Origin of the sequence: Pseudovibrio sp. Tun.PSC04-5.I4, from assembly GCF_900104145.1 — a bacterium.
Classification (GTDB): domain Bacteria; phylum Pseudomonadota; class Alphaproteobacteria; order Rhizobiales; family Stappiaceae; genus Pseudovibrio.
Genome location: NZ_FNLB01000006.1, coordinates 3,680,626 through 3,699,436, shown reverse-complemented (window position 1 = coordinate 3,699,436; position 18,811 = coordinate 3,680,626). Strand labels below are relative to the sequence as shown.

Here is an 18,811-nt window from a genome sequence, read left to right as displayed (position 1 = left end):
GCTTCGAAGGTATGCTTTACGCAGCTTTAGGTTCAACCAGGGAGCTCAGCAGACGGTCGACATCCAAAATGACCATCAACTGCCCCTCCAAACGATGAACGCCGCCGGAAATCTCGGCCCAACGGAAGTCAAGGTTGGATGGGTTCACTTCCATCTCGTTTTTCGGCAGATTAAGGACCTCTCCTACAGCATCAATCACGAGGCCGTAGGACTCACCTTTGTATTCGATGCCAACAGCCATCATCCCCTGATCAGCATCATTTGGCTTAAGGTGCAGCTTGCGGCGCATGTTGATGGCAGTCACGATGCGACCGCGCAGGTTCAAGACACCTTCAACCTCAGGCGGGGCCAACGGAACATGCGTCACTTTCTCAGGCACAAAAACATCATGCACCTGAGAGATAGGAAGACCAAACAACTGTCCCCCGATAACAACGGTCACATACTGGATGTGATCGCTGCTGCCCTGACGAACGTCGTTGTCGACGACAGTGAGTCTATTAGCGGTCATGCTGCAACTCCCAATTCATTGGTCAATACATCTTTAAGCGCTGCAAGCAATCCTGGACGGTCAAACTTGGCAACATAGTCATCGAAGCCAGCCTGACGGCCTTTTTCAATGGATGCCGGTGTGACCACAGCAGACAACGCAATAATTGGGAGATGGCGGAAGCGTGTATCACCACGCAAGCTCTCACAGAATTCATAGCCGCTGATATCTGGCATCTCAATGTCAGTCACAATCGCAGAGAAGTCTGTTCCCTTTTCCATCAACTCATATGCGGTTTGAGCGCTAGAGCAAACAGTTACATCGTATCTTGCCGCTTTCAGAACCGGTGTTAGCATATTGCGGAAGAAGGCACTGTCATCGATGAAGAGAAGTTTTCTCGCCTTCGAGGTCGTGTTGATTTCTTTGCGCATAAACCAGTCATCAAAGGCTAATGGCAGGTAATAACCAAGGTCAATAACCTCAGTTGCACGCTCCCGAACAATGGCAGACCCCAGCACGCCCTGACGCTCTGAAACCACTTCAATGTTCATCTGGTCTTCAACAATGTCCACGATCTTGTCAACAACCAGACCCATGGAACGACCATTGTCAGAGAACACCAGCATTGGCTGAGTGCCTTCAGTCTTATGGGTGTCACCTTCATTGAGGTAAACCAGAGGCATCAATGCCCCACGGTACTGCACCAGATCACGACCATTGGAACGTTCGATCTTGGAGATGTCGAACTCCTCAAGACGGGTAACCAGAGACAATGGAACCGCTTTAGGCTCATCAGAACCGGAACGGAACAGCAGCAGTGAAATTGGTGCATCCACGTCAACTACGCTCAGATCTTCCTGAGATCGCTCATCGTCCGCAGTATCGCTCAAGGTTCCTGATGCGTGACTTGCCATCGCGCTGGCCACACCATTTGGATCGATGATCATAATAACGGAGCCATCGCCAAGGATGGTATTGCCGGAGAACATGTTGATGTTGCGCAGCATGGAAGACATTGGCTTCACAACAATCTCATCCGTGTGGAAGACACCATCAACAACAACGCCGAACAACTGACTGCCAACTTGCATAACCACGATAAAGCCATTGTCTTCATCAAGATCAGCGTCTTCAGTCTGACCAAGCAATTCTGACATATGTACCAGTGGCAAAAGCTTACTGCGTAAGCGCAGGACCGGGCGATCTTTAAGCCGCTCTATACGATGTTCTGAGTTGGACTGAACACGCACCAGTTCCACCACGGAAAGCTGAGGGATCGCATAACGATTACCGGCTGCTTCCACGATCAACGTGGACACAATAGCAAGTGTCAGTGGAATCTTGATGATGAAGCTTGATCCACGGCCCGCCGTCGAGCGCAAATCAATTGAGCCACCAATCATTTCCACATTGTTACGGACAACATCCATGCCAACACCGCGACCAGATACACTGGTTACGCTTGCCGCTGTGGAGAAGCCGGCTGCAAAGATGAACTTATAGATCTGCTGATCTGGCATCTTTTCGAGTTCAGCTTCAGTCGTAATGCCGCTTTTAAGTGCCTTTTCCTTAATTTTTTCAAGGTTCAGACCGCGACCATCATCTTTAACCTCGATGATGATGTGACCACCTTCATGGTAAGCAGAAAGAGTGATGTTCCCTTTTTCCGGCTTGCCAGCAGCGACACGTTCAGCAGGATCTTCCAAACCGTGGTCGGCAGAGTTACGGATCATATGTGTCAGTGGATCTTTGATCAGCTCCAGAACCTGACGATCAAGTTCTGTCTCAGCACCAATCATCTCAAGCCCGATAGGCTTGTTCAGTTCCTGAGAAAGATCGCGAACAACACGTGGAAGCTTCTGCCATGCGTTACCGATTGGTTGCATGCGCGTCTTCATCACACCTTCTTGCAACTCACCCGTCACATTGGACAGACGCTGCAGAGGCACTTTGAACTCGCTGTCTTCATGACGACGAGCGATTTCCAGCAGCTGGTTGCGTGTCAGCACCAGTTCAGAAACCATTGTCATCAAGTGTTCCAGTGTCTCAACGTTCACACGAATAGATTGATTGGAAACACTTTGGCCAGATGCTTTACCTACACCACTTGGATTTTTTGGCTTCACCGCTTCTTGCTGAGGAGCTTTTACCTCTGCAGGAGAAGTTGCGGAGATAGGAGCAACAAGTTCGGTTTCTTCCTCAATCTCTTCTTCGGCAACTGGCAGTTCAATCTCGATATCAGCTTCCTGAAAGGCGCGTTCAAGATCCTCTAAGGAAACTTCACCAGGACGAAGCGGACGCTCCAAAACCTGTAAGACATCGTTGCCTTCTTCCTCCTCAGCAGCTTTATCCTCCGCCATAGCAGCAGCCATGTCGTCATCTTCTGCGCTCAGAGCAAGACGCTCCAATTCATCAATCAGATCGCGGTCCGTGCCATCAGGCTCAGCACCATTAGCAGTTTCAAGATCCGTAAGAATATCTTTAATTCGATCAATTGAACCAAGAACAAGTGTCACAGCTTCATGGGTTACAGGAACACCATCGCGGAACTTGCCCATCAAAGTTTCAGCAGCGTGAGCAATTGCTTCCAACCGCGGCAGTCCTAAGAACCCACAAGTGCCTTTTATCGTATGCACCAACCTGAAGATGTTGTTGAGAATTTTTGCGTTGTTTGGCTCTTGCTCAAACTTCACCAATTCTACGTCGACAACATCCAAGCTTTCATTGGTCTCAGTGAGAAACTCTCTGAGAAGATCGTCCATGCCCGCACCCACTCAATGCTTAAGGGAGCCTCAACATGAGACTCCGAAATTTCGTTAAGGTTGAGTGTTAAGCGAAACGGTTAACATAGGTTGAAAGATTGTGAGATTCATCCAACCTAGGATAACTGATTGTTTTTAACTAGGGATCATACGGATGTAGAAACATGAGTATTCACCTTGCATATAACGATGTCACCGTCTTTAGATAACTCAATATTGAATCCCGCCTCACCTGCTAACAAAACGGCATAAATTGGCTGAACTGTATGAGCATCAATGCGTTCTGGCTCCTGTCCAGACAATATTTCACCTACAACCTGTGGGATTCGTGCATTGGTTCCCTCGGCTTTGAGTAGAAAATTTGGAGCCTGTGCATCCTCTTCCATACTGATGGTAATAATCCCACCCCGTGGAACACATTGATTCATGAGTAAAAGGAGATTCAAAACCAGTTTCACCTGATTCTTAGGCAAAAGCAGGCGTGGCATAGCCCACTCAAGATTCGCTTTCTCATTGCTCATATACCCGGTAGCGACTTCCTGAGCATCTCCTAGATCAATCTCAGCTCCTGCAGAACCGGCAGCTCCAAAAGCAAGCCGAGCGAATTGTAATTTTGCAGAAGCTTGCCGCGCTGATTTACGAATGAGGTCCATAGCAAAATCTGCCATGTCTTCATTACCTTCTTCGTCCAGCACTTCCAAACCATTGGTTATAGCCCCAACAGGTGAAATAATGTCGTGACACACGCGACTTGCGACGAGTGCGGCAAGATCAAGGGAAGACAAATCTTTAAATACTGACATAACCGCTCCGAAACTTTGGCCTACTGGCCATGTAATTGATTCGTGATGTGGCGAAAAAGGTACATTCCTGCCGGTTTAAAGCCAAGCAAGACATTATTGATATGGACCGCATTTTACATCGCGTGCACGACTTTGTGCCTTTGCGAGGATCGTATCCGGTTCAGTCAAAAACAATGCTCGGTGTTCCCGACTTTGGAACACCAGCAACCTCTGATTATAAACAAGGTAGATTTTCGCCAATCCTTCAGCTCGATAACCTTGCGCAAGTGAAAGCGCATCGCATCCCTGAAATAAAGGGGCATAGATTTTCGGATCACGTTTAAACGCCTCTCTATTCCCCTCATTCGTGAAGGCCCAAATACGACCACCCCATGACAAAGAAAGGTCCTCGCGCCCTTTTTCAGGGGCGTTTGCAATCTGATAGGACACTGGATCACATCTGGAGAGGGAATACTGGGAGCGGTCCTCTGCAGAGCTAACTCCACAAGCCAGCAGCAGAAAAACGAGACTGCAACTGGCAAAGCAGCCCCAAATCATCATTTTTCTGTAGAAAACCACAAAAATCATAGAATTGCCCATCCAGAGTCCGAATCACCTGCATTAACTAATCAAGTAAGTTCGATACAAATACAAAATACGCAACTTCAGGCCAACGCGATGCACATTTTTACCCCTGTATACAGTGATTAACTGCTAGGTAGATGTAAGGCATTATTACTTGTTGCACCTAGATGTTGCAGTATGCTTTTAATTTTGGAATTGCTCTAAATAAACCAAATACTCGGGTTTCTTAGAAGGAGACGTTGGCATGATGACGAGCCTGTTCGGCAATCTGCGCAACAAAGCTGCATTCATCCTTTGCGCCTGCTTCGCACTGCTGGCGTTAAACACACACTCATTTGCGCAATCGAGCGCAGATCAATCGCGCTACCACGAAACAGATATCATGACTGCTGGTCATGAGTTCTTTGGGTCTATCTCAACCGGTTTGGCACAGGTTGTTGAACGAGCAGTGCAGAAATACGGCGAACCAAACGGCTATATCCTGGGACAAGAAGGCTCTGCTGCTTTCTTCGCAGGTGCTGCATATGGTGAAGGTACGCTTTACACTCGCAATGCAGGCAACCACCAGATTTTTTGGCAAGGCCCATCTCTCGGCTTTGATGTCGGAGGTGATGGCGCACGCGTCATGATGCTGGTTTATGATCTGCCAAGCGTCGACGCAATCTATAAGCGCTATGTAGGTGCAAAAGGCTCGGCTTACTTGGTTGGCGGCTTTGGCATGCAGGTATTGTCCAACAACGATGTCTTTATTGTTCCCGTTCGCGCAGGTGTTGGCGCACGCCTTGGCCTCAATATGGGCTATTTGAAATTTACTAGGAAGCCAACATGGAATCCTTTCTGATATAACTAACTCGGCGTTAGTTATATGTTGGCATATTAAGGCGTGTGAGAGATTATGCTTCGCATTGAAATGACCTCGCCCGCCCCTAAAATAGATCAGGCATAGTTTGTGATTGAAATTGCACTTTATATTGCTCTGGGCTTTTTCCTGGCGAGTATCTTAGCACTCGCGGCCCTCCCCTTCATATGGGGCCGAGCTGTACGTCTCACGCGCAAAGCGATTGAGGCGTCCAATCCAATTAGCTATGCCAGAGCCACAATGGCAAAGGATGCCTTACGCGCAAAGCACGCTATCGCCGTGCGCCAAATGGAAGTGCGCCTTCAAAACATGACTGAAAAAATGGCAGAAAACGCATCTGCCCGGTCATTGGCTGACGCGAAAGTTGCCGAGTTACAAGAAGAATTAAGCGTTGTACAGCTCAAGTCAGCACGTGATCGCAAGAGCATGGCTCAAAAGGCGACCCGCTTTTTACGCCGCCGCTCGCCATCAGACCCAATCCCGTTCTCCGCGGAGGACCGTATAACCACAGATCCCATAGCTGAACCGGACGAAACTGCTTCCGAGGCACCAGAGCCGACTCCGGTTGTCGCAGAGCAGCAACAATCCGCGGAAATCATCGAGTTACAGCAAAAAGCCGCCGCAAAGAAAACGCGTGAGCTTGATCAAGAGCTCAAGGAAGCCCCAGCTTCTGCTAAGCCGGTAGCACCCGTTGATACCGCTGGCCTTGAAGACATGAACAACCCGCTAGCAGATCTGGCTGCACAGATTTCCAAGCAAGTCTCAGAGATGACAGCTGAAGCAGACACCAAACGCAAACCGACGTCTCCCGCCGAAGCGGCGCAACTTGCTTCCCAGTCCTTCTCCAAGCTCAAGAGCCGCTATGGTTCTTTGGAGCGGGAGCGGGATAAACTCAAACACGATCTGAAAGTGGAAAAAGCAGCACAAACACAGCCAGCAAAGCGCTCCCTTTCAAATCCGAATATTAAGACGCCTGAACACATGAAAAGCTTAGAAACCAATCTAGACGACGCAAAGAAGACTATTGAGCAGCTGACAAAACAACTTGAGGAAAGAGCCAAGAGCTCCAGCAAGATCGAAGATGCTGTCGACCTGCGCAATGAGTTGAAGGATCTGGCCGCACAAATCACCGCAAAAGCAATTTCAGAAAATCCACCACTCTCCGACAAGTACGACGAGGTCCTAAATGATCTCAGCACGTTAACCGGAGCAGATGCCCCTGTGGAAACTCCAGAGCCTAAAACACGACGGGCACGCGCTTCTGCAAAAACAGCCAAACCACGGACTCGTAAAGCCGCCGCCGCAAAGACTGCTGGAGCAACATCCAAAGCAGACGATACTGCGGTCGCCCCCGAGGATGATAAAAATTTGGCTGAGCGCATTGCTGATGTCAGAAAAACCAGCAACTCACACGGCTAAAGGCTATTCCGTGAGGGGGTCCTGATTTTCAAACTCAGAGATAATTGAAAGCCCTCAGCAGCTTCGGTACTGCCATTACAAACGCGACTGTACCGGACTTATGCTTCTGCTGCTGAGTGAGTAGGAGCACTCTGCGCCTTTGATGCGCCGGCGACCTCCACCAACCGCACTTCATTATCTGCGAGCAACTGCCTGTAATCCTGCGAGACGAGCGTATCCGTCACAAATGTATTCACTTGCGCGATATGCCCGATGCGAACAGGCGCTGAGCGCTCAAACTTCGTCCGGTCAGCCACCAAAATGACGTGACGCGCATTCTCGATAATCGCCTGCGCAACGCGCACCTCACGATAATCATAGTCCAGCAGCGCTCCATCACGATCCAGCGCAGACACACCGATCACTGCATAGTCCACCTTGAACTGCCGGATAAAATCTGCTGCGGCCTCACCGACGATACCACCATCAGAAGACCGCACAAGCCCACCGGAGATAATGACTTCATTCTCGGAGAACGGGCGCAGAGTGCTGGCAACGTTGAGATTATTGGTAATGATCATCAGTCCGGTATGCTGGATCAGCGCACGGGCTACCGCTTCTGTCGTCGTACCGATATTCACAAACAAAGACGCACGATCAGGAATGAGGTCAGCAGCAGCCTGGCCAATTTCCTCTTTTTCCTTACCTGCCAGATCTTGCCGCGCGGAGTACCCCATATTCTCAACACCAAACGACAGCAACGCACCGCCGTGAACTCGTGTCAACAATCCCTGATCACTCAACTCTTTCAAGTCTTTACGAATAGTCTGCGGAGATACAGAAAACCGGAGGGCAAGTTCATCCACTTCAACCTTTCCGGTCTCACGGGCAATATCAAGTATGGAGTTGTGGCGAGAAACCAGCATCATGAATCAAGTCCGATTATTTTTTTATACTTACCTAACATCTGCAATTTGCGATGTTTCACAGTACTATAGCTAAAAACTGAGAGGCATCCAGCCAACCATTAGATTATTTTGGCACAAAAGTCCTCTTGCCTCGGCTCCCCTACTCTTAGTATTAATACGTCATAAAAGGGGACGAGCTGTAACTTTTTCAATCTTTGTCATGATACCGCCCAGAGAAATCCGATAAAGGTCATGCGGATCAAAACACTGCATCATAAAAGTTCGGCAATAACACATTAGAGGGACCACCTGTGACCCGCGTTATGGAACGGCAACACAGTGCAAACAGGCAATCTGAAAAGAAGCCAACCGCATTGAAGACCACTATCCAATCAGCAGAGGCGCGCATCGAAGTGCTCGACAACATGGATGACCTGAAAAAAATGAACGCGCAACTCAGTGAAAGTCTCGCAAAGACAGTCAAGAGCGCAAAACAAGCTGGCAATGCTGACGAAAAACTCTGGGCGGATGTGGAAGGTGAAAAAGAAGATCACCACCTTGGAGCAGGCCTAAATGGCCGCTGGTTCTAAAAAACTCTGAAATTCTTTAAATAGGCAGAGAAAATCGGGCAGCGGGATCAGATATGTGTTCCCGCACAATGGCAGTAACCCACAACTCATCAACAGAATTGCTCACAGCAACTATCACTGCGCTATAATTTCAACAATTTTGGGAAGGAAAACAAGTGGTACGCCCAAGGGGAATCGAACCCCTGTTTCCGCCGTGAAAGGGCGGCGTCCTAACCGCTAGACGATGGGCGCTCACATAGTGAGAAGGCTATAGAGCCTTGTCTACAAGTAGATAACTACCTGGTATCGCAACTAAAGTCTTTGGTACGCCCAAGGGGAATCGAACCCCTGTTTCCGCCGTGAAAGGGCGGCGTCCTAACCGCTAGACGATGGGCGCCTAGACTTCGCTGCTGCGATGAACGGGGGTATATGGGCTAAACCCCCGCTTGGCAAGCCCCTTCTCCTAAAGAAAAGAAGGGTTATCCACCTATCTCGCAACAAAATCCGTTCGTGCTATTTTTCGCCCTGTTACAGGGTCGATATACACAAGCGCTTGCGTAGTCCCCTCTTTAATAAGCATAACCAACTTTCCATCCATTTGCGTAACAGACATAACCTGTGCCTGAGGGCCGATCGCAATTGTCGCTGCAACATTATCTGCAGTAACATTGGAATTATTGGCGTTAATCTTATAGAAGATAGCCGCAAAGACAGCCAGTAAGCCGAGCACCATGACAAGGCTTGATCCCATCAAGAGGCGGCGCAGCTTCGATTGAAGCCTCAAAGCTGCTGGATCAAGTTCGTCCTGTACAGTCTCAACGCTGTCATTATTAGGATCACGCATGAACGATAAATCTCCTGAGGGCGCATCGCCGCTCACAAACTCTGTAAACACGAATGAGCAGCAACACGCAGAAGTCCAAACCGGTCCAGAAGATACTGGCCGCCGACTGGATGCTGTTTTAGCCGCTCATTTAGATGACTTCAGCCGCAATCGGCTGCAAGCCCTGATCCGGGCAGGCCAGGTTAATATTGGCCCGCGCACGGTGATGGAGCCTAAATATAGAGTCTGTGACGGAGATACAATCACTCTTCTTGTCCCTGAGCCGGAAGAAGCAGAACCCCAGCCGGAAGATATTCCCCTTACGATTGTGTATGAGGATGATGATCTGATCGTCATCGACAAACCGGCTGGCCTCGTGGTTCATCCTGGCGCAGGCAATCCAACGGGAACCTTGGTCAACGCACTTATCCATCATTGCGGGTCGTCCCTGTCGGGGATCGGCGGCGTAAAACGCCCAGGCATCGTGCATCGGATTGATAAAGACACCACCGGCTTGCTGGTTGTTGCCAAAAACGATCTGGCGCATCAGGGGCTGGCTGCACAGTTTGCTGACCATGGCAGAACAGGTCCACTGGAACGAGCTTACAAAGCATTGGTCTGGGGAGCTCCCTCTGTATTAAAGGGCACCATCGAAGCGAACCTCGCGCGCTCCACAACAAACAGACAAAAAATCGCCGTCCTTAAGACCGGTGGTCGCCATGCCATTACCCATTGGCAAGTGAAAGAACGCTTTGGCGCACAAGATGAGCCAGTTGTTGCTAGCCTGATAGAATGCAGGTTGGAAACGGGAAGAACTCATCAAATCAGAGTTCATATGGCTCATATCGGAAATCCACTGATTGGTGATATGGATTACGGTTCTGGTTTCAAAACTAAATATAATAAATTTCAAGATCCATTAAAAACGCAGCTCGCGGAGTTCACACGTCAGGCACTGCATGCAGGTCTTTTGGCGTTTGCGCACCCCAGAACACAGGAATTAATGAAGTTTGAATCGGAGTTACCTGCCGACTTTGCAAGTCTTCTCCAATCATTACAAAAAATTTAGGCCAAAAAATCTGCCAATCTGGTAGCGTTCTGGCCATAATGTTCCCATATAAAGGCGACAGGTGCGCTTCATCTGAAGGCACCTATGTGTGTTTGCCAAAATTCTGATGTCCAATCAGGCGGGAACACGAAACAAGGAGGGTGCTTTATGGCCCGGAACCTACCAGCCCTCACGGGTGGCGAAGGCGGCTTAAGTCGCTATTTAGACCAGATTAGAAAATTCCCGATGCTACAGCCGCAGGAAGAGTACATGCTCGCCAAGCGCTTCCGGGAACACGACGAACCAAAAGCAGCTGAAAGACTGGTCAATTCCCACCTGCGTCTCGTCGCAAAAATTGCTATGGGCTATCGCGGCTATGGCTTGCCATTGGGCGAAGTTATCTCCGAAGGTAATGTTGGCCTTATGCAGGCTGTCAAACGCTTTGAGCCGGATAAAGGCTTCAGGCTCGCGACCTACGCAATGTGGTGGATTAAAGCTTCCATTCAGGAATACATTCTGCGCACTTGGTCCCTTGTAAAAATGGGTACCACGGCCAATCAGAAGCGCTTGTTCTTCAACCTGCGTCGCATCAAAGGCAAAATTCAGGCTTTTGAAGATGGTGATTTGCGCCCGGAACACGTCAAACACATAGCAACGACCCTTGGTGTGACTGAGACCGAAGTTGTTTCCATGAACCGCCGTCTTGGAGGTGACTCTTCACTGAACGCACCGTTGCGCTCTTCAGAAGGTGAATCCAGCGAGTGGCAGGATTGGCTCGTTGACAGCTCCGAAAATCAGGAATCAGTGCTCGCTGAACAGGAAGAGTTCGATGTTCGCCGCAATATGCTGAAGAATGCAATGAGTGTATTGAACCCACGCGAAACGCGCATTTTTGAAGCACGTCGCCTATCAGAAAAACCAATCACTCTGGAAGAGCTTTCCACCGAATTTGGGGTGAGTCGTGAACGTGTGCGCCAGATCGAGGTTCGTGCTTTTGAGAAGGTCCAAAAGGCCGTACAAGAAAGCGCATTGGAAATGACACAATAACACGCGGGTGCCTAAGGCACCTGCTTTCAACTAATTTTAGATGAATTAACTTAAAATACGAAATAAATTTGTAAACAGCCTTTTAAATCAACAGTTAGGCTTGTTCTACCCTCGTGCCTTTCCTAAGGTCAATGAAGAGGGGATCCAAAGTCAGTGTCGGTGACTTCCCCTTTCGGGGGGAAATACAATGCTTGGCTCTGGCAGGTTATCGCAGACCAACCGCATGCTTGCGGCGGTTACTGCAGGATTACTCATTACTATTGCCGCACTTCTCCGTATCCTCTACCCGCAGGTATTGGATGGCGTCGCTTATGTAAGTCAAAGTGCATTGCAATTGGCCTGGCCAAACACGCAATCAGCATCTCCCGTATACACGATCCATCTTACGCAAGAATCAAACAGGCAAACGCAGGAGCCGGTGTACCAGCGTCTAGAGTTGGCGCAAACCCTTGAAAAACTGGGGGAATACACACCAAAATTGATCATTCTGGACTTGGACCTTCGGAAGGAGGATCCAACATCACCCGCATTGCGCAGCATTGTCTATGATAAATTGCTGTCCTCAAACAGATCATTTTATCCAAATCACGATGCTCTGCTGCAATCCGTCATCTCTCGACATCCAGTTCTACTCAACAGACCACTTTCAGATATAGAGGCAGCCAAACCGCCCCTCTCTATCTTCATCACCTCTGCAAAATCAGTCGGTTATCAAGATGCCTCTCAATATAGTGAAGGTGCTGTTCGCTTAACTTACCCACTCCAGTTAGGAGTGAAAGGCCAGCCGCGCAACTCGCTTGCGATGGAGGCTTATCTGTACGGCACTGCAAACACACAGACATCCTCGCCCTTAGAGGAAACAGAGCTCCGCTTCCAACTTAAGAATATTCCAGTTTCATCAGACGCCGAAATGCTCATCTACACAAATTACCAAGCTTCTCAGCAGATCCTTAATGCATCAGATCTATTAGGAGTGCAGGGAACCTCTAAATTTTGGCCGCCCAAACAGGGCAGTTATTTTGTCATTGGCTTGAATGATCGAAGCTCAGAGCGCCATGCACAGGCCCTCCAAACGCTGCAAACCGCTAATTTCATAAGGACTCCCAGTTGGGCACAACATGCTGAATTGGCGATGTTAATCGGGGTGGGTGTTGTTATCGTTCTCTTTTCGGCGACACAAGGGTTTTGGCTCAGTCTGCTCATAACGGTTCTGGCTATTGCAGCAATAAACGGGGTTGCGCTTCATCAATTTGCTCTTAAAAATATCGTCCTCGAACCATTTTTCCCAACACTGGTAGTGCTGCTGGCCTTTGCGGTCACCAACGGCATTCGGCGTATCACGTTCAACAGTACTCGCACCAAAACCAAGGAGCGTTTCGTTGGGATTTTATCGCCCAAACTCATGCAAAAGCTGCTTGTCCAGTCTGAAGAGTTCCCGCTTGAAGGTAATCAGCGTGAAATAACCTGCCTTACAACGCGCATACGCCGCTTTAACCGATATTATGAGGGTTTGGCTCCTCATGACCTCGCAAGCTTCTCCAACACCTTCCAAACAGCTCATTTAGATGAGGTCCACAGCCATGATGGAACGCTGAACCTGCTCGCGACATCTGGGTTAAGCGCTTATTGGAATGCACCAATGGATGATCCGTTCCATGCATCCCATGCCTGCCGTACGGCTATAGAAATGCAAAAGCAGATGACACGGTTCAATCTCAAAGACCGGTTCCACTTTTCCCAGAAAAACATGAAGGCCCACGAAGTTACCCTGGATATTGGCATTTCGACTGGACAAGCAGCCCTTGGTGAAACTGGCACAAGAAGGCATTTCCGTTACGCACCTTTAGGTCGCTGTGTTGATTTGGCCGAAGAGTTGTCCCGTCATTGCGCAGCAGCTGGTCACAATCTGCTTATTTGCGAGACCACACGCGGTCATATGCAAGAACTGGCAACACTGGAAACAGTGCCGGTGAAGATCGGGCACTATCAGATCCGCGCCTTTGCACTTCTCGGAGATCCATCCATGGCTTTTTCTGAGGCTTTCCTGAAACTCAAGAACATTCATTGCAATATGGCTCATGCTTTATTCGAGGAAGCAGACCGGAAAAAAGCGCTTACGCTGCTGGATGAATGCAAATCCCTTGCTGATGAAAGCCACGCACCAATTTACGCAGCCTTTGAGAAACACATCCTGAGTGACCTATCGCTCAATGAAACACTCAAGGATGCAGCGCAGTAACGGCATTTAGCCTACAAATAAAAAGAGCCCCCGAAACTCGGAGGCTCAATATTTAGTTTAGACTTAGAAGCCTTAGCGCAATTCAACTGCGTAGGTCTCAACAGGGGGAGCTGTTTTAATCAACCCCTGCTCCAGCAAGAAGTTCGCAAAACGCTCATAACGACCATTGTCCATGGCAGCTGGGCGGCTTGCGAAGCGTGGCAAAGTATCGGCCCATGCTCGCTTGTTCAGCTCATCATCAAGATTTGGGTAAACCTCAAGGAAGCCTTTCCATGAGTCATCAGGGTTGTTGAGCAGGTAAACGGTTGCCGCTTCAATCGCATTGATGAATTTCTTCAGGCGTGGATCATCCAGTTTGTCTTTGTGAGCCACATAAATCAGCTCATCATAAACCGGCACGCCATTCTCTTCCGGGTAGAACGCACGGCCTTTCGCGCCTTCAATTTCCATCTGGTTCAGCTCAAAGTTACGGTAGCCGCCAATCACCGCATCAACCTGGCCAGCCATCAAAGCAGGAGACAGAGAGAAGTTCACATTGATCAGCTCAACATCATCAATCGAAACGCCAGCGCTGGACAGCATCTTGCCCAACATCGCACTTTCAAAGCCGGAGGTAGAATAACCAATACGCTTGCCTTTAAGGTCAGCCAATGTCTTGATCGGCCCATTTTCCAGAACAATCAGAGTGTTAAGCGGCGTGGCAACCAGTGTCCCGATACGCACCAAAGGCAGACCCGCATCGATTTGCGGGTGAAGCGTCTGCTGATAGGAGACGGCAATATCGCCCTGTCCTGCTGCAACAAGCTTTGGTGGCATAGAAGGATCAGCTGGCTCAATCAGCTCAACATCAAGGCCTTCTTTTTCAAAGAAACCACGTGCCTGCGCAACGATAATTGGCGCGTGGTCGGCGTTCGCAAACCAATCCAACAACACAGTCAGCTTATCAGAAGCCTGTACCTGAAGCGTACTGGCAAGCAGCGCTGCCCCAAACAACATACCCAGTTTTTTCATAGACATACGTCCTCATACTCTGAGATCTAAATCTCTTTTTGCCAGTAGATCATCCGAGAAGTGGCAAATTCAACAATGGCCCGAAGGCCCAAAACCATCACCGCAAGCAAAATCAGCGCTGCAAACATCGTCGCCGTCTGCATCCGCGCATTTGCCTGCAGCATGATGAAAGCCAATCCACCTTTTGCACCAACCCATTCACCAACCACCGCACCAATTGGCGCAAACACCGCTGCAATCCGCATACCAGAGGCCAGCGAAGGTAACGCGGCTGGAATACGAATAAAACGGAGTGTTTGCCACCGGTTAAGCCGGTGCAGTTTCCCAAGATCCAGCAGAGCAAAATCTGTTCGCCGCAACCCGTCATAAAACGTCGAGGTCACAGAAAAGAAGATGACAAGAACCGCCATCACGACCTTTGAGGCGAGGCCAAAGCCAAACCACAACACCAGCAAGGGTGCGATCGCAAACACAGGAAGAGATTGAGTGGCTGTAATAGGAGGTAACAAAAACTGACGCGCTTTGTGCGACATACTCAGCAACAGAGCCAAAGACGCCCCTGCACTCACGCCAAAAATGAAACCCAGAAGTGTTTCATAAGCCGTGATGCTTGCATGATGCAGCAAAAAAGCACCTTGGTTGAGAAAGGCGATGTAAACCGCAGCCGGAGGCGGCAATAGAAACGGAGGGATCTCCCAAATCCGAACCACTACATCCCACAGCACAACAAAAACCAACAACCCGAATACTGTCCGGGAAACACGTTTAAGAACTCGCTTCAGCATTCCACCCCCTCACAAGAAGGGATTAAGGCCCAATTGAAAGCTCGGGACGCTTTCAAAACAGCGGAGCTCTTTATGGCTCTCATGGAATTTTTAAACATAGGATCTCCTAGGTCAGCAACTTGCAAACATGGAGATCCGGGAATAATGGCTCAGGTCCCGTCCCTTCGCCGGAATTACCCGGATCAGGTTCAAAGGGTTAGCTCATGGCAATCTCAGCTTTTCAAAGAAAAGCACCCCTCGGAATAGCGAGGAACATGCGCGTTTCTACGAAAGTTTGCAAGGAGATTTTCAAACCCGGGGGACAACTGCAATGGAAAAGACCCCACCTCAAAACAAGGAAGGGCCTTTCAAAATTTGTCTAAATTGCTGAAATCAGGTTACTTCCAGCTCTGAATTGCCTGTGCGATAACTTTGTTGCCGCTCACACCTTTTTCAAAGGTAAGCATTGCACGACGACCACTGTTGTAAAGCAATGGAACATCAATCCACTCACGCTCCATAAGCCGCTTCAAATTCTTCGTTTTTTCCTCTTCACTGTCGGAAAGAGCGATCCAGAACAGTGTATCCGAGACTTTAACTGCTGCCCCATCCAATGGATCACCAGCTTCAGATTCAGTTTTCTTCATGATCAGGCCCGGAACCTTTTCAACGCCCTTGCCGTCAAACCCTTCCGGGAACATGAAGTTCAACTCCAAAAGGTGACTTGCTGGCAAAGATTTGTCGTTGTTCGGCTTCAGCGTCATCTCGACAGATAAATTGCGGGAAGGCAGTGACGCGACAGCCTTAATCATAGAAGCGCCATCAGAGTCTTCCAAAGACCAGACCACATTGCCGCGCGATGCTGACCCGGACGCCCCTTGCGTCAAAGCTTCCTCATAAAGGATGCTCTGCTGGGCAACAGGAGAAACGGTGGCCTGAGTTGTAATCGTCTCAGCCCGAGGCACCGAATTGGTTTTTACGGCCGCGTTCTGTTGCTCAGGCTCTTTCACCGGCAATACTTGCGCAACTGGAACAGCTGTTTCACGCGTGCCAACAACTTTGGCCGGAGACGTGCCGCTTGCAGGTTCAGCTGGCGTCGCGCTCGAGGAATTTCGCGTAATTCGCGTCGTTGTCACGCGCGTCGCATCAGGCGAGACCATGGCCCCATCTTCCGGTTCCAACAGGCGTTCTGTATTCTTTTTTGGAGACCGTTCAGGCTCAACACGAAGAGGTTCATTCTCATCGATTGGCGTGCCAATCGTCTCAGAACTATCAGCACCTTCAACAGGCAACAATGTTGATAAAATCAGATCACGCTGACTGTAAACGCCAGCAGCTGCGCCGAGAATGAGAAGTAAGACAATAATCATGCTCACAAAACGGCGTGTGTTAGAAGGCTTCAAGCCTTCTTCCTGCTCAATCGCATCGCCAACACGTTGCGCAACAACAGGCTTGCGAGAGGAGGCAGGTTTGCGGCCAGCCTTTGGCGCAACCTTCGCAGGCTCCTCAATTTCAGGAGCCGACTTAGAGCGTGTTTCCAACTTTGTGCGGCGTGCTTCACCTGGAACCCAGGCACGCTCTTCCGCATTTGTTTTTACAGACCCCTTGGTCGGAAGCGAGGAAGCAGGCTCACGTGTCCCGCTATCACCCATACCATCAAGCTCTGGTTCACGGCGCGCTTTGGAAGCTCCCGGCAGCTGATCGCGGGCAATTTGATTGGCCTGATGTGCAGCATTGCCAAGATCTTGAGCAGCGCGAACCGCTTCCTTAAACACATCAGTTTTATGCGGAGGTGCTTTAGGCCCGGCAGATGCTGGTGTTTCTGGAGCGGAAGGACCCGCTTGCGGTGTTCGTGTAGACGGCGCACGCGGAACAGGTTGCCCCGCAGGCGCAGCAGGAGCGGCTTTTGGCCGCCCCAATCCGAGTGACTCACGAGCAGCTTCCGCTTCGACCTTGCGGATCGCTTCTTCAAGCTTCAGCTGCTCCTCAGTGATTTGGGAGGGCGTAAGCGGCGGATCATAGCTTTTAAGCTGCTTTACAATAGCATTACGCGCGCGTTGATAAACAGCACGTCTGGCTGAGCCAGTGTTCTCTTGTAAACCAGAGACCGCTTTTCTTAGAACGGAATTGTAGTCCGCCATTTAACTGCCCAATGCCCCCAAAGCTTCATTTCCTGACTTAATCCTGGAAGGGATTTTGAACCAGAATTGTGTCATCACGTTCAGGACTTGTTGATAACAGAGCAACAGGTGCACCAATAAGCTCTTCAACATGCCGTACGTATTTCACAGCCTGTGCAGGCAATTCAGCCCAAGTGCGAGCGCCTCGTGTCGACTCTTTCCAACCAGGCAGGGTTTCATAAATTGGAACAACCCGTGCTTGAGCACCCTGAGATGCTGGGAGGTAATCGATTCGCTCACCATCTAGCTCATAACCAACACAAATCTTAATTTCATCCAGTCCATCCAAAACGTCAAGCTTTGTCAATGCAATCCCAGTGATTCCACTGGTGCAAATGGTTTGGCGGACAATCACTGCATCAAACCAGCCACACCGACGACGACGGCCCGTGTTTGTTCCAAATTCATGACCCTTGGTACCAAGGAAATCACCAATCTCGTTCTGCTGTTCAGTTGGGAACGGTCCTTCACCTACACGCGTGGTGTAAGCTTTGGTGATACCCAGAACATAATCGATGGAGTTTGGACCAAGACCACTCCCGGCAGCAGCCTGACCAGCAACTGTATTGGAAGAGGTTACAAACGGATATGTTCCGTGGTCATTATCGAGCAAAGCACCCTGAGCACCCTCAAACAACAAACGCTTACCTTCACGGCGAGCTTTGTCGAGCATGTACCAGGCTTTTTCCATGAACGGCAGGATCTGGTCTGCAACGCTTTCCAGCTCATTGTAGATCGTCTCTGCAGCAATTTCTTCACGGCCAAGGCCACGCAGGATTGCGTTGTGGTGTACCAGCAGACGATCGATCTTCGCAGGCAGCGTGCTCAGGTTTGCAAGGTCCATCACGCGGATCGCACGGCGGCCAACCTTATCCTCATATGCAGGGCCGATGCCACGCTTTGTTGTACCGATTTTGGTACCAACTGGGCTAGCATCTTCACGCAGAGCATCAAGCTCGCGGTGCAAAGATAAAATAAGTGTGGCATTGTCAGCAACACGCAAAATTTCTGGAGTGACTATAACACCCTGCGCTCCAAGACGCGCAATTTCAGCCACCAGTGCATGAGGATCAATCACAACACCATTGCCGATGACAGAGAGCTTGCCGCGCACAACACCAGATGGCAGCAGTGCCAACTTGTAGCTCGTGCCGTCAATAACAAGCGTGTGGCCTGCATTGTGTCCACCCTGGAAGCGTATAACTATATCAGCTTGCTCAGAAAGCCAGTCAACAAGTTTACCCTTACCTTCGTCACCCCATTGTGACCCAACTACGACAACGTTGGCCATGGTATTTCAGCCCTCCTGCGGCTGCCGGCGTATTTCAAACACACCGTCATTCGAT

General features: G+C 49.7%; 16 protein-coding genes, 2 tRNA genes and 1 riboswitch. Of the genes, 6 read left to right on the top strand and 12 right to left on the bottom strand.

Going from position 1 to position 18,811, the window contains the following annotated elements:
• Window positions 1-16: 16 nt before the first annotated feature.
• From BLS62_RS22515 to BLS62_RS22500, 4 genes are all read right to left on the bottom strand, one after another.
• Window positions 17-511 (bottom strand): chemotaxis protein CheW, encoded by a 495-nt coding sequence (locus tag BLS62_RS22515; RefSeq protein WP_093186390.1) that lies wholly within the window; start codon window positions 509-511, stop codon window positions 17-19.
• The gene (locus BLS62_RS22510; protein ID WP_093186385.1) at window positions 508-3,252 is read right to left on the bottom strand and encodes a hybrid sensor histidine kinase/response regulator; all 2,745 of its coding nucleotides are present in this window, start codon (window positions 3,250-3,252) and stop codon (window positions 508-510) included. The genes BLS62_RS22515 and BLS62_RS22510 overlap by 4 nt, the downstream gene beginning before the upstream one ends.
• Window positions 3,253-3,398: 146 nt before the next feature.
• Window positions 3,399-4,055 carry a histidine phosphotransferase ChpT gene (locus tag BLS62_RS22505; RefSeq protein ID WP_093186382.1) on the bottom strand — a complete coding sequence of 219 codons (657 nt, stop codon included), beginning with the start codon at window positions 4,053-4,055 and terminating at the stop codon, window positions 3,399-3,401.
• Between the two features lie 93 nt (window positions 4,056-4,148).
• The gene (locus BLS62_RS22500; RefSeq protein WP_093189440.1) at window positions 4,149-4,622 is read right to left on the bottom strand and encodes a hypothetical protein; all 474 of its coding nucleotides are present in this window, start codon (window positions 4,620-4,622) and stop codon (window positions 4,149-4,151) included.
• A 241-nt stretch (window positions 4,623-4,863) separates the two neighbouring features.
• On the opposite strand from BLS62_RS22500, the gene BLS62_RS22495 reads away from it, so the two are divergent.
• Window positions 4,864-5,460, top strand: a complete 597-nt coding sequence (locus BLS62_RS22495; RefSeq protein WP_093186379.1) for a DUF1134 domain-containing protein — start codon at window positions 4,864-4,866, stop codon at window positions 5,458-5,460.
• 108 nt (window positions 5,461-5,568) lie between these two features.
• Window positions 5,569-6,897: a hypothetical protein gene (locus BLS62_RS22490; protein WP_093186376.1), complete on the top strand. Its 1,329-nt coding sequence runs from the start codon at window positions 5,569-5,571 to the stop codon at window positions 6,895-6,897.
• A 98-nt stretch (window positions 6,898-6,995) separates the two neighbouring features.
• On the opposite strand, the gene BLS62_RS22485 is transcribed toward BLS62_RS22490, so the two are convergent.
• Window positions 6,996-7,805: a DeoR/GlpR family DNA-binding transcription regulator gene (locus BLS62_RS22485; RefSeq protein ID WP_093186372.1), complete on the bottom strand. Its 810-nt coding sequence runs from the start codon at window positions 7,803-7,805 to the stop codon at window positions 6,996-6,998.
• Between the two features lie 290 nt (window positions 7,806-8,095).
• On the opposite strand from BLS62_RS22485, the gene BLS62_RS22480 reads away from it, so the two are divergent.
• Entirely contained in the window at window positions 8,096-8,374 is a 279-nt protein-coding gene (locus tag BLS62_RS22480; RefSeq protein ID WP_208991038.1) for a hypothetical protein, read from the top strand.
• Window positions 8,375-8,530: 156 nt separating this feature from the next.
• Here BLS62_RS22480 and BLS62_RS22475 read toward each other — a convergent pair.
• The 3 genes from BLS62_RS22475 to BLS62_RS22465 form a co-directional block, all read right to left on the bottom strand.
• A tRNA-Glu gene (locus tag BLS62_RS22475) sits at window positions 8,531-8,605 on the bottom strand.
• Between the two features lie 70 nt (window positions 8,606-8,675).
• Window positions 8,676-8,750, bottom strand: a tRNA-Glu gene (locus BLS62_RS22470).
• 90 nt (window positions 8,751-8,840) lie between these two features.
• On the bottom strand, window positions 8,841-9,197 hold the full coding sequence (locus tag BLS62_RS22465) for a hypothetical protein (protein WP_093186365.1): 357 nt from the start codon (window positions 9,195-9,197) through the stop codon (window positions 8,841-8,843).
• Here BLS62_RS22465 and BLS62_RS22460 point away from each other — a divergent pair.
• From BLS62_RS22460 to BLS62_RS22450, 3 genes are all read left to right on the top strand, one after another.
• A complete protein-coding gene (locus BLS62_RS22460; RefSeq protein ID WP_093186360.1) occupies window positions 9,196-10,245 on the top strand; it encodes an RluA family pseudouridine synthase in 1,050 nt (349 codons plus the stop codon). The two genes, BLS62_RS22465 and BLS62_RS22460, sit on opposite strands and share 2 nt — an antisense overlap.
• A 147-nt stretch (window positions 10,246-10,392) precedes the next feature.
• Window positions 10,393-11,271 carry an RNA polymerase sigma factor RpoH gene (gene rpoH, locus BLS62_RS22455; protein WP_093186355.1) on the top strand — a complete coding sequence of 293 codons (879 nt, stop codon included), beginning with the start codon at window positions 10,393-10,395 and terminating at the stop codon, window positions 11,269-11,271.
• Between the two features lie 187 nt (window positions 11,272-11,458).
• Entirely contained in the window at window positions 11,459-13,510 is a 2,052-nt protein-coding gene (locus BLS62_RS22450; protein ID WP_093186352.1) for a CHASE2 domain-containing protein, read from the top strand.
• A gap of 72 nt (window positions 13,511-13,582) precedes the next feature.
• On the opposite strand, the gene BLS62_RS22445 is transcribed toward BLS62_RS22450, so the two are convergent.
• From BLS62_RS22445 to BLS62_RS22430, 4 genes are all read right to left on the bottom strand, one after another.
• Window positions 13,583-14,521 (bottom strand): ABC transporter substrate-binding protein, encoded by a 939-nt coding sequence (locus tag BLS62_RS22445; protein WP_093186349.1) that lies wholly within the window; start codon window positions 14,519-14,521, stop codon window positions 13,583-13,585.
• A 26-nt stretch (window positions 14,522-14,547) separates the two neighbouring features.
• Window positions 14,548-15,306, bottom strand: a complete 759-nt coding sequence (locus tag BLS62_RS22440) for an ABC transporter permease (RefSeq protein WP_208991037.1) — start codon at window positions 15,304-15,306, stop codon at window positions 14,548-14,550.
• A gap of 142 nt (window positions 15,307-15,448) precedes the next feature.
• A riboswitch (TPP riboswitch) is annotated at window positions 15,449-15,554 on the bottom strand.
• Between the two features lie 129 nt (window positions 15,555-15,683).
• Entirely contained in the window at window positions 15,684-17,426 is a 1,743-nt protein-coding gene (locus tag BLS62_RS22435; protein ID WP_093186346.1) for a RodZ family helix-turn-helix domain-containing protein, read from the bottom strand.
• Window positions 17,427-17,463: 37 nt separating this feature from the next.
• The gene (locus tag BLS62_RS22430) at window positions 17,464-18,756 is read right to left on the bottom strand and encodes an adenylosuccinate synthase (RefSeq protein ID WP_093186342.1); all 1,293 of its coding nucleotides are present in this window, start codon (window positions 18,754-18,756) and stop codon (window positions 17,464-17,466) included.
• Between the last annotated feature and the right edge of the window lie 55 nt (window positions 18,757-18,811).

Coding starts and splice junctions, on each gene's coding strand:
- BLS62_RS22515 (WP_093186390.1), bottom strand. CDS start 511: ATGACCGCTAATAGACTCACTGTCGTCGACAACGACGTTCGTCAGGGC.
- BLS62_RS22510 (WP_093186385.1), bottom strand. CDS start 3,252: ATGGACGATCTTCTCAGAGAGTTTCTCACTGAGACCAATGAAAGCTTG.
- BLS62_RS22505 (WP_093186382.1), bottom strand. CDS start 4,055: ATGTCAGTATTTAAAGATTTGTCTTCCCTTGATCTTGCCGCACTCGTC.
- BLS62_RS22500 (WP_093189440.1), bottom strand. CDS start 4,622: ATGATTTTTGTGGTTTTCTACAGAAAAATGATGATTTGGGGCTGCTTT.
- BLS62_RS22495 (WP_093186379.1), top strand. CDS start 4,864: ATGATGACGAGCCTGTTCGGCAATCTGCGCAACAAAGCTGCATTCATC.
- BLS62_RS22485 (WP_093186372.1), bottom strand. CDS start 7,805: ATGATGCTGGTTTCTCGCCACAACTCCATACTTGATATTGCCCGTGAG.
- BLS62_RS22460 (WP_093186360.1), top strand. CDS start 9,196: ATGAACGATAAATCTCCTGAGGGCGCATCGCCGCTCACAAACTCTGTA.
- BLS62_RS22465 (WP_093186365.1), bottom strand. CDS start 9,197: ATGCGTGATCCTAATAATGACAGCGTTGAGACTGTACAGGACGAACTT.
- rpoH (WP_093186355.1), top strand. CDS start 10,393: ATGGCCCGGAACCTACCAGCCCTCACGGGTGGCGAAGGCGGCTTAAGT.
- BLS62_RS22450 (WP_093186352.1), top strand. CDS start 11,459: ATGCTTGGCTCTGGCAGGTTATCGCAGACCAACCGCATGCTTGCGGCG.
- BLS62_RS22445 (WP_093186349.1), bottom strand. CDS start 14,521: ATGAAAAAACTGGGTATGTTGTTTGGGGCAGCGCTGCTTGCCAGTACG.
- BLS62_RS22440 (WP_208991037.1), bottom strand. CDS start 15,306: ATGCTGAAGCGAGTTCTTAAACGTGTTTCCCGGACAGTATTCGGGTTG.
- BLS62_RS22435 (WP_093186346.1), bottom strand. CDS start 17,426: ATGGCGGACTACAATTCCGTTCTAAGAAAAGCGGTCTCTGGTTTACAA.
- BLS62_RS22430 (WP_093186342.1), bottom strand. CDS start 18,756: ATGGCCAACGTTGTCGTAGTTGGGTCACAATGGGGTGACGAAGGTAAG.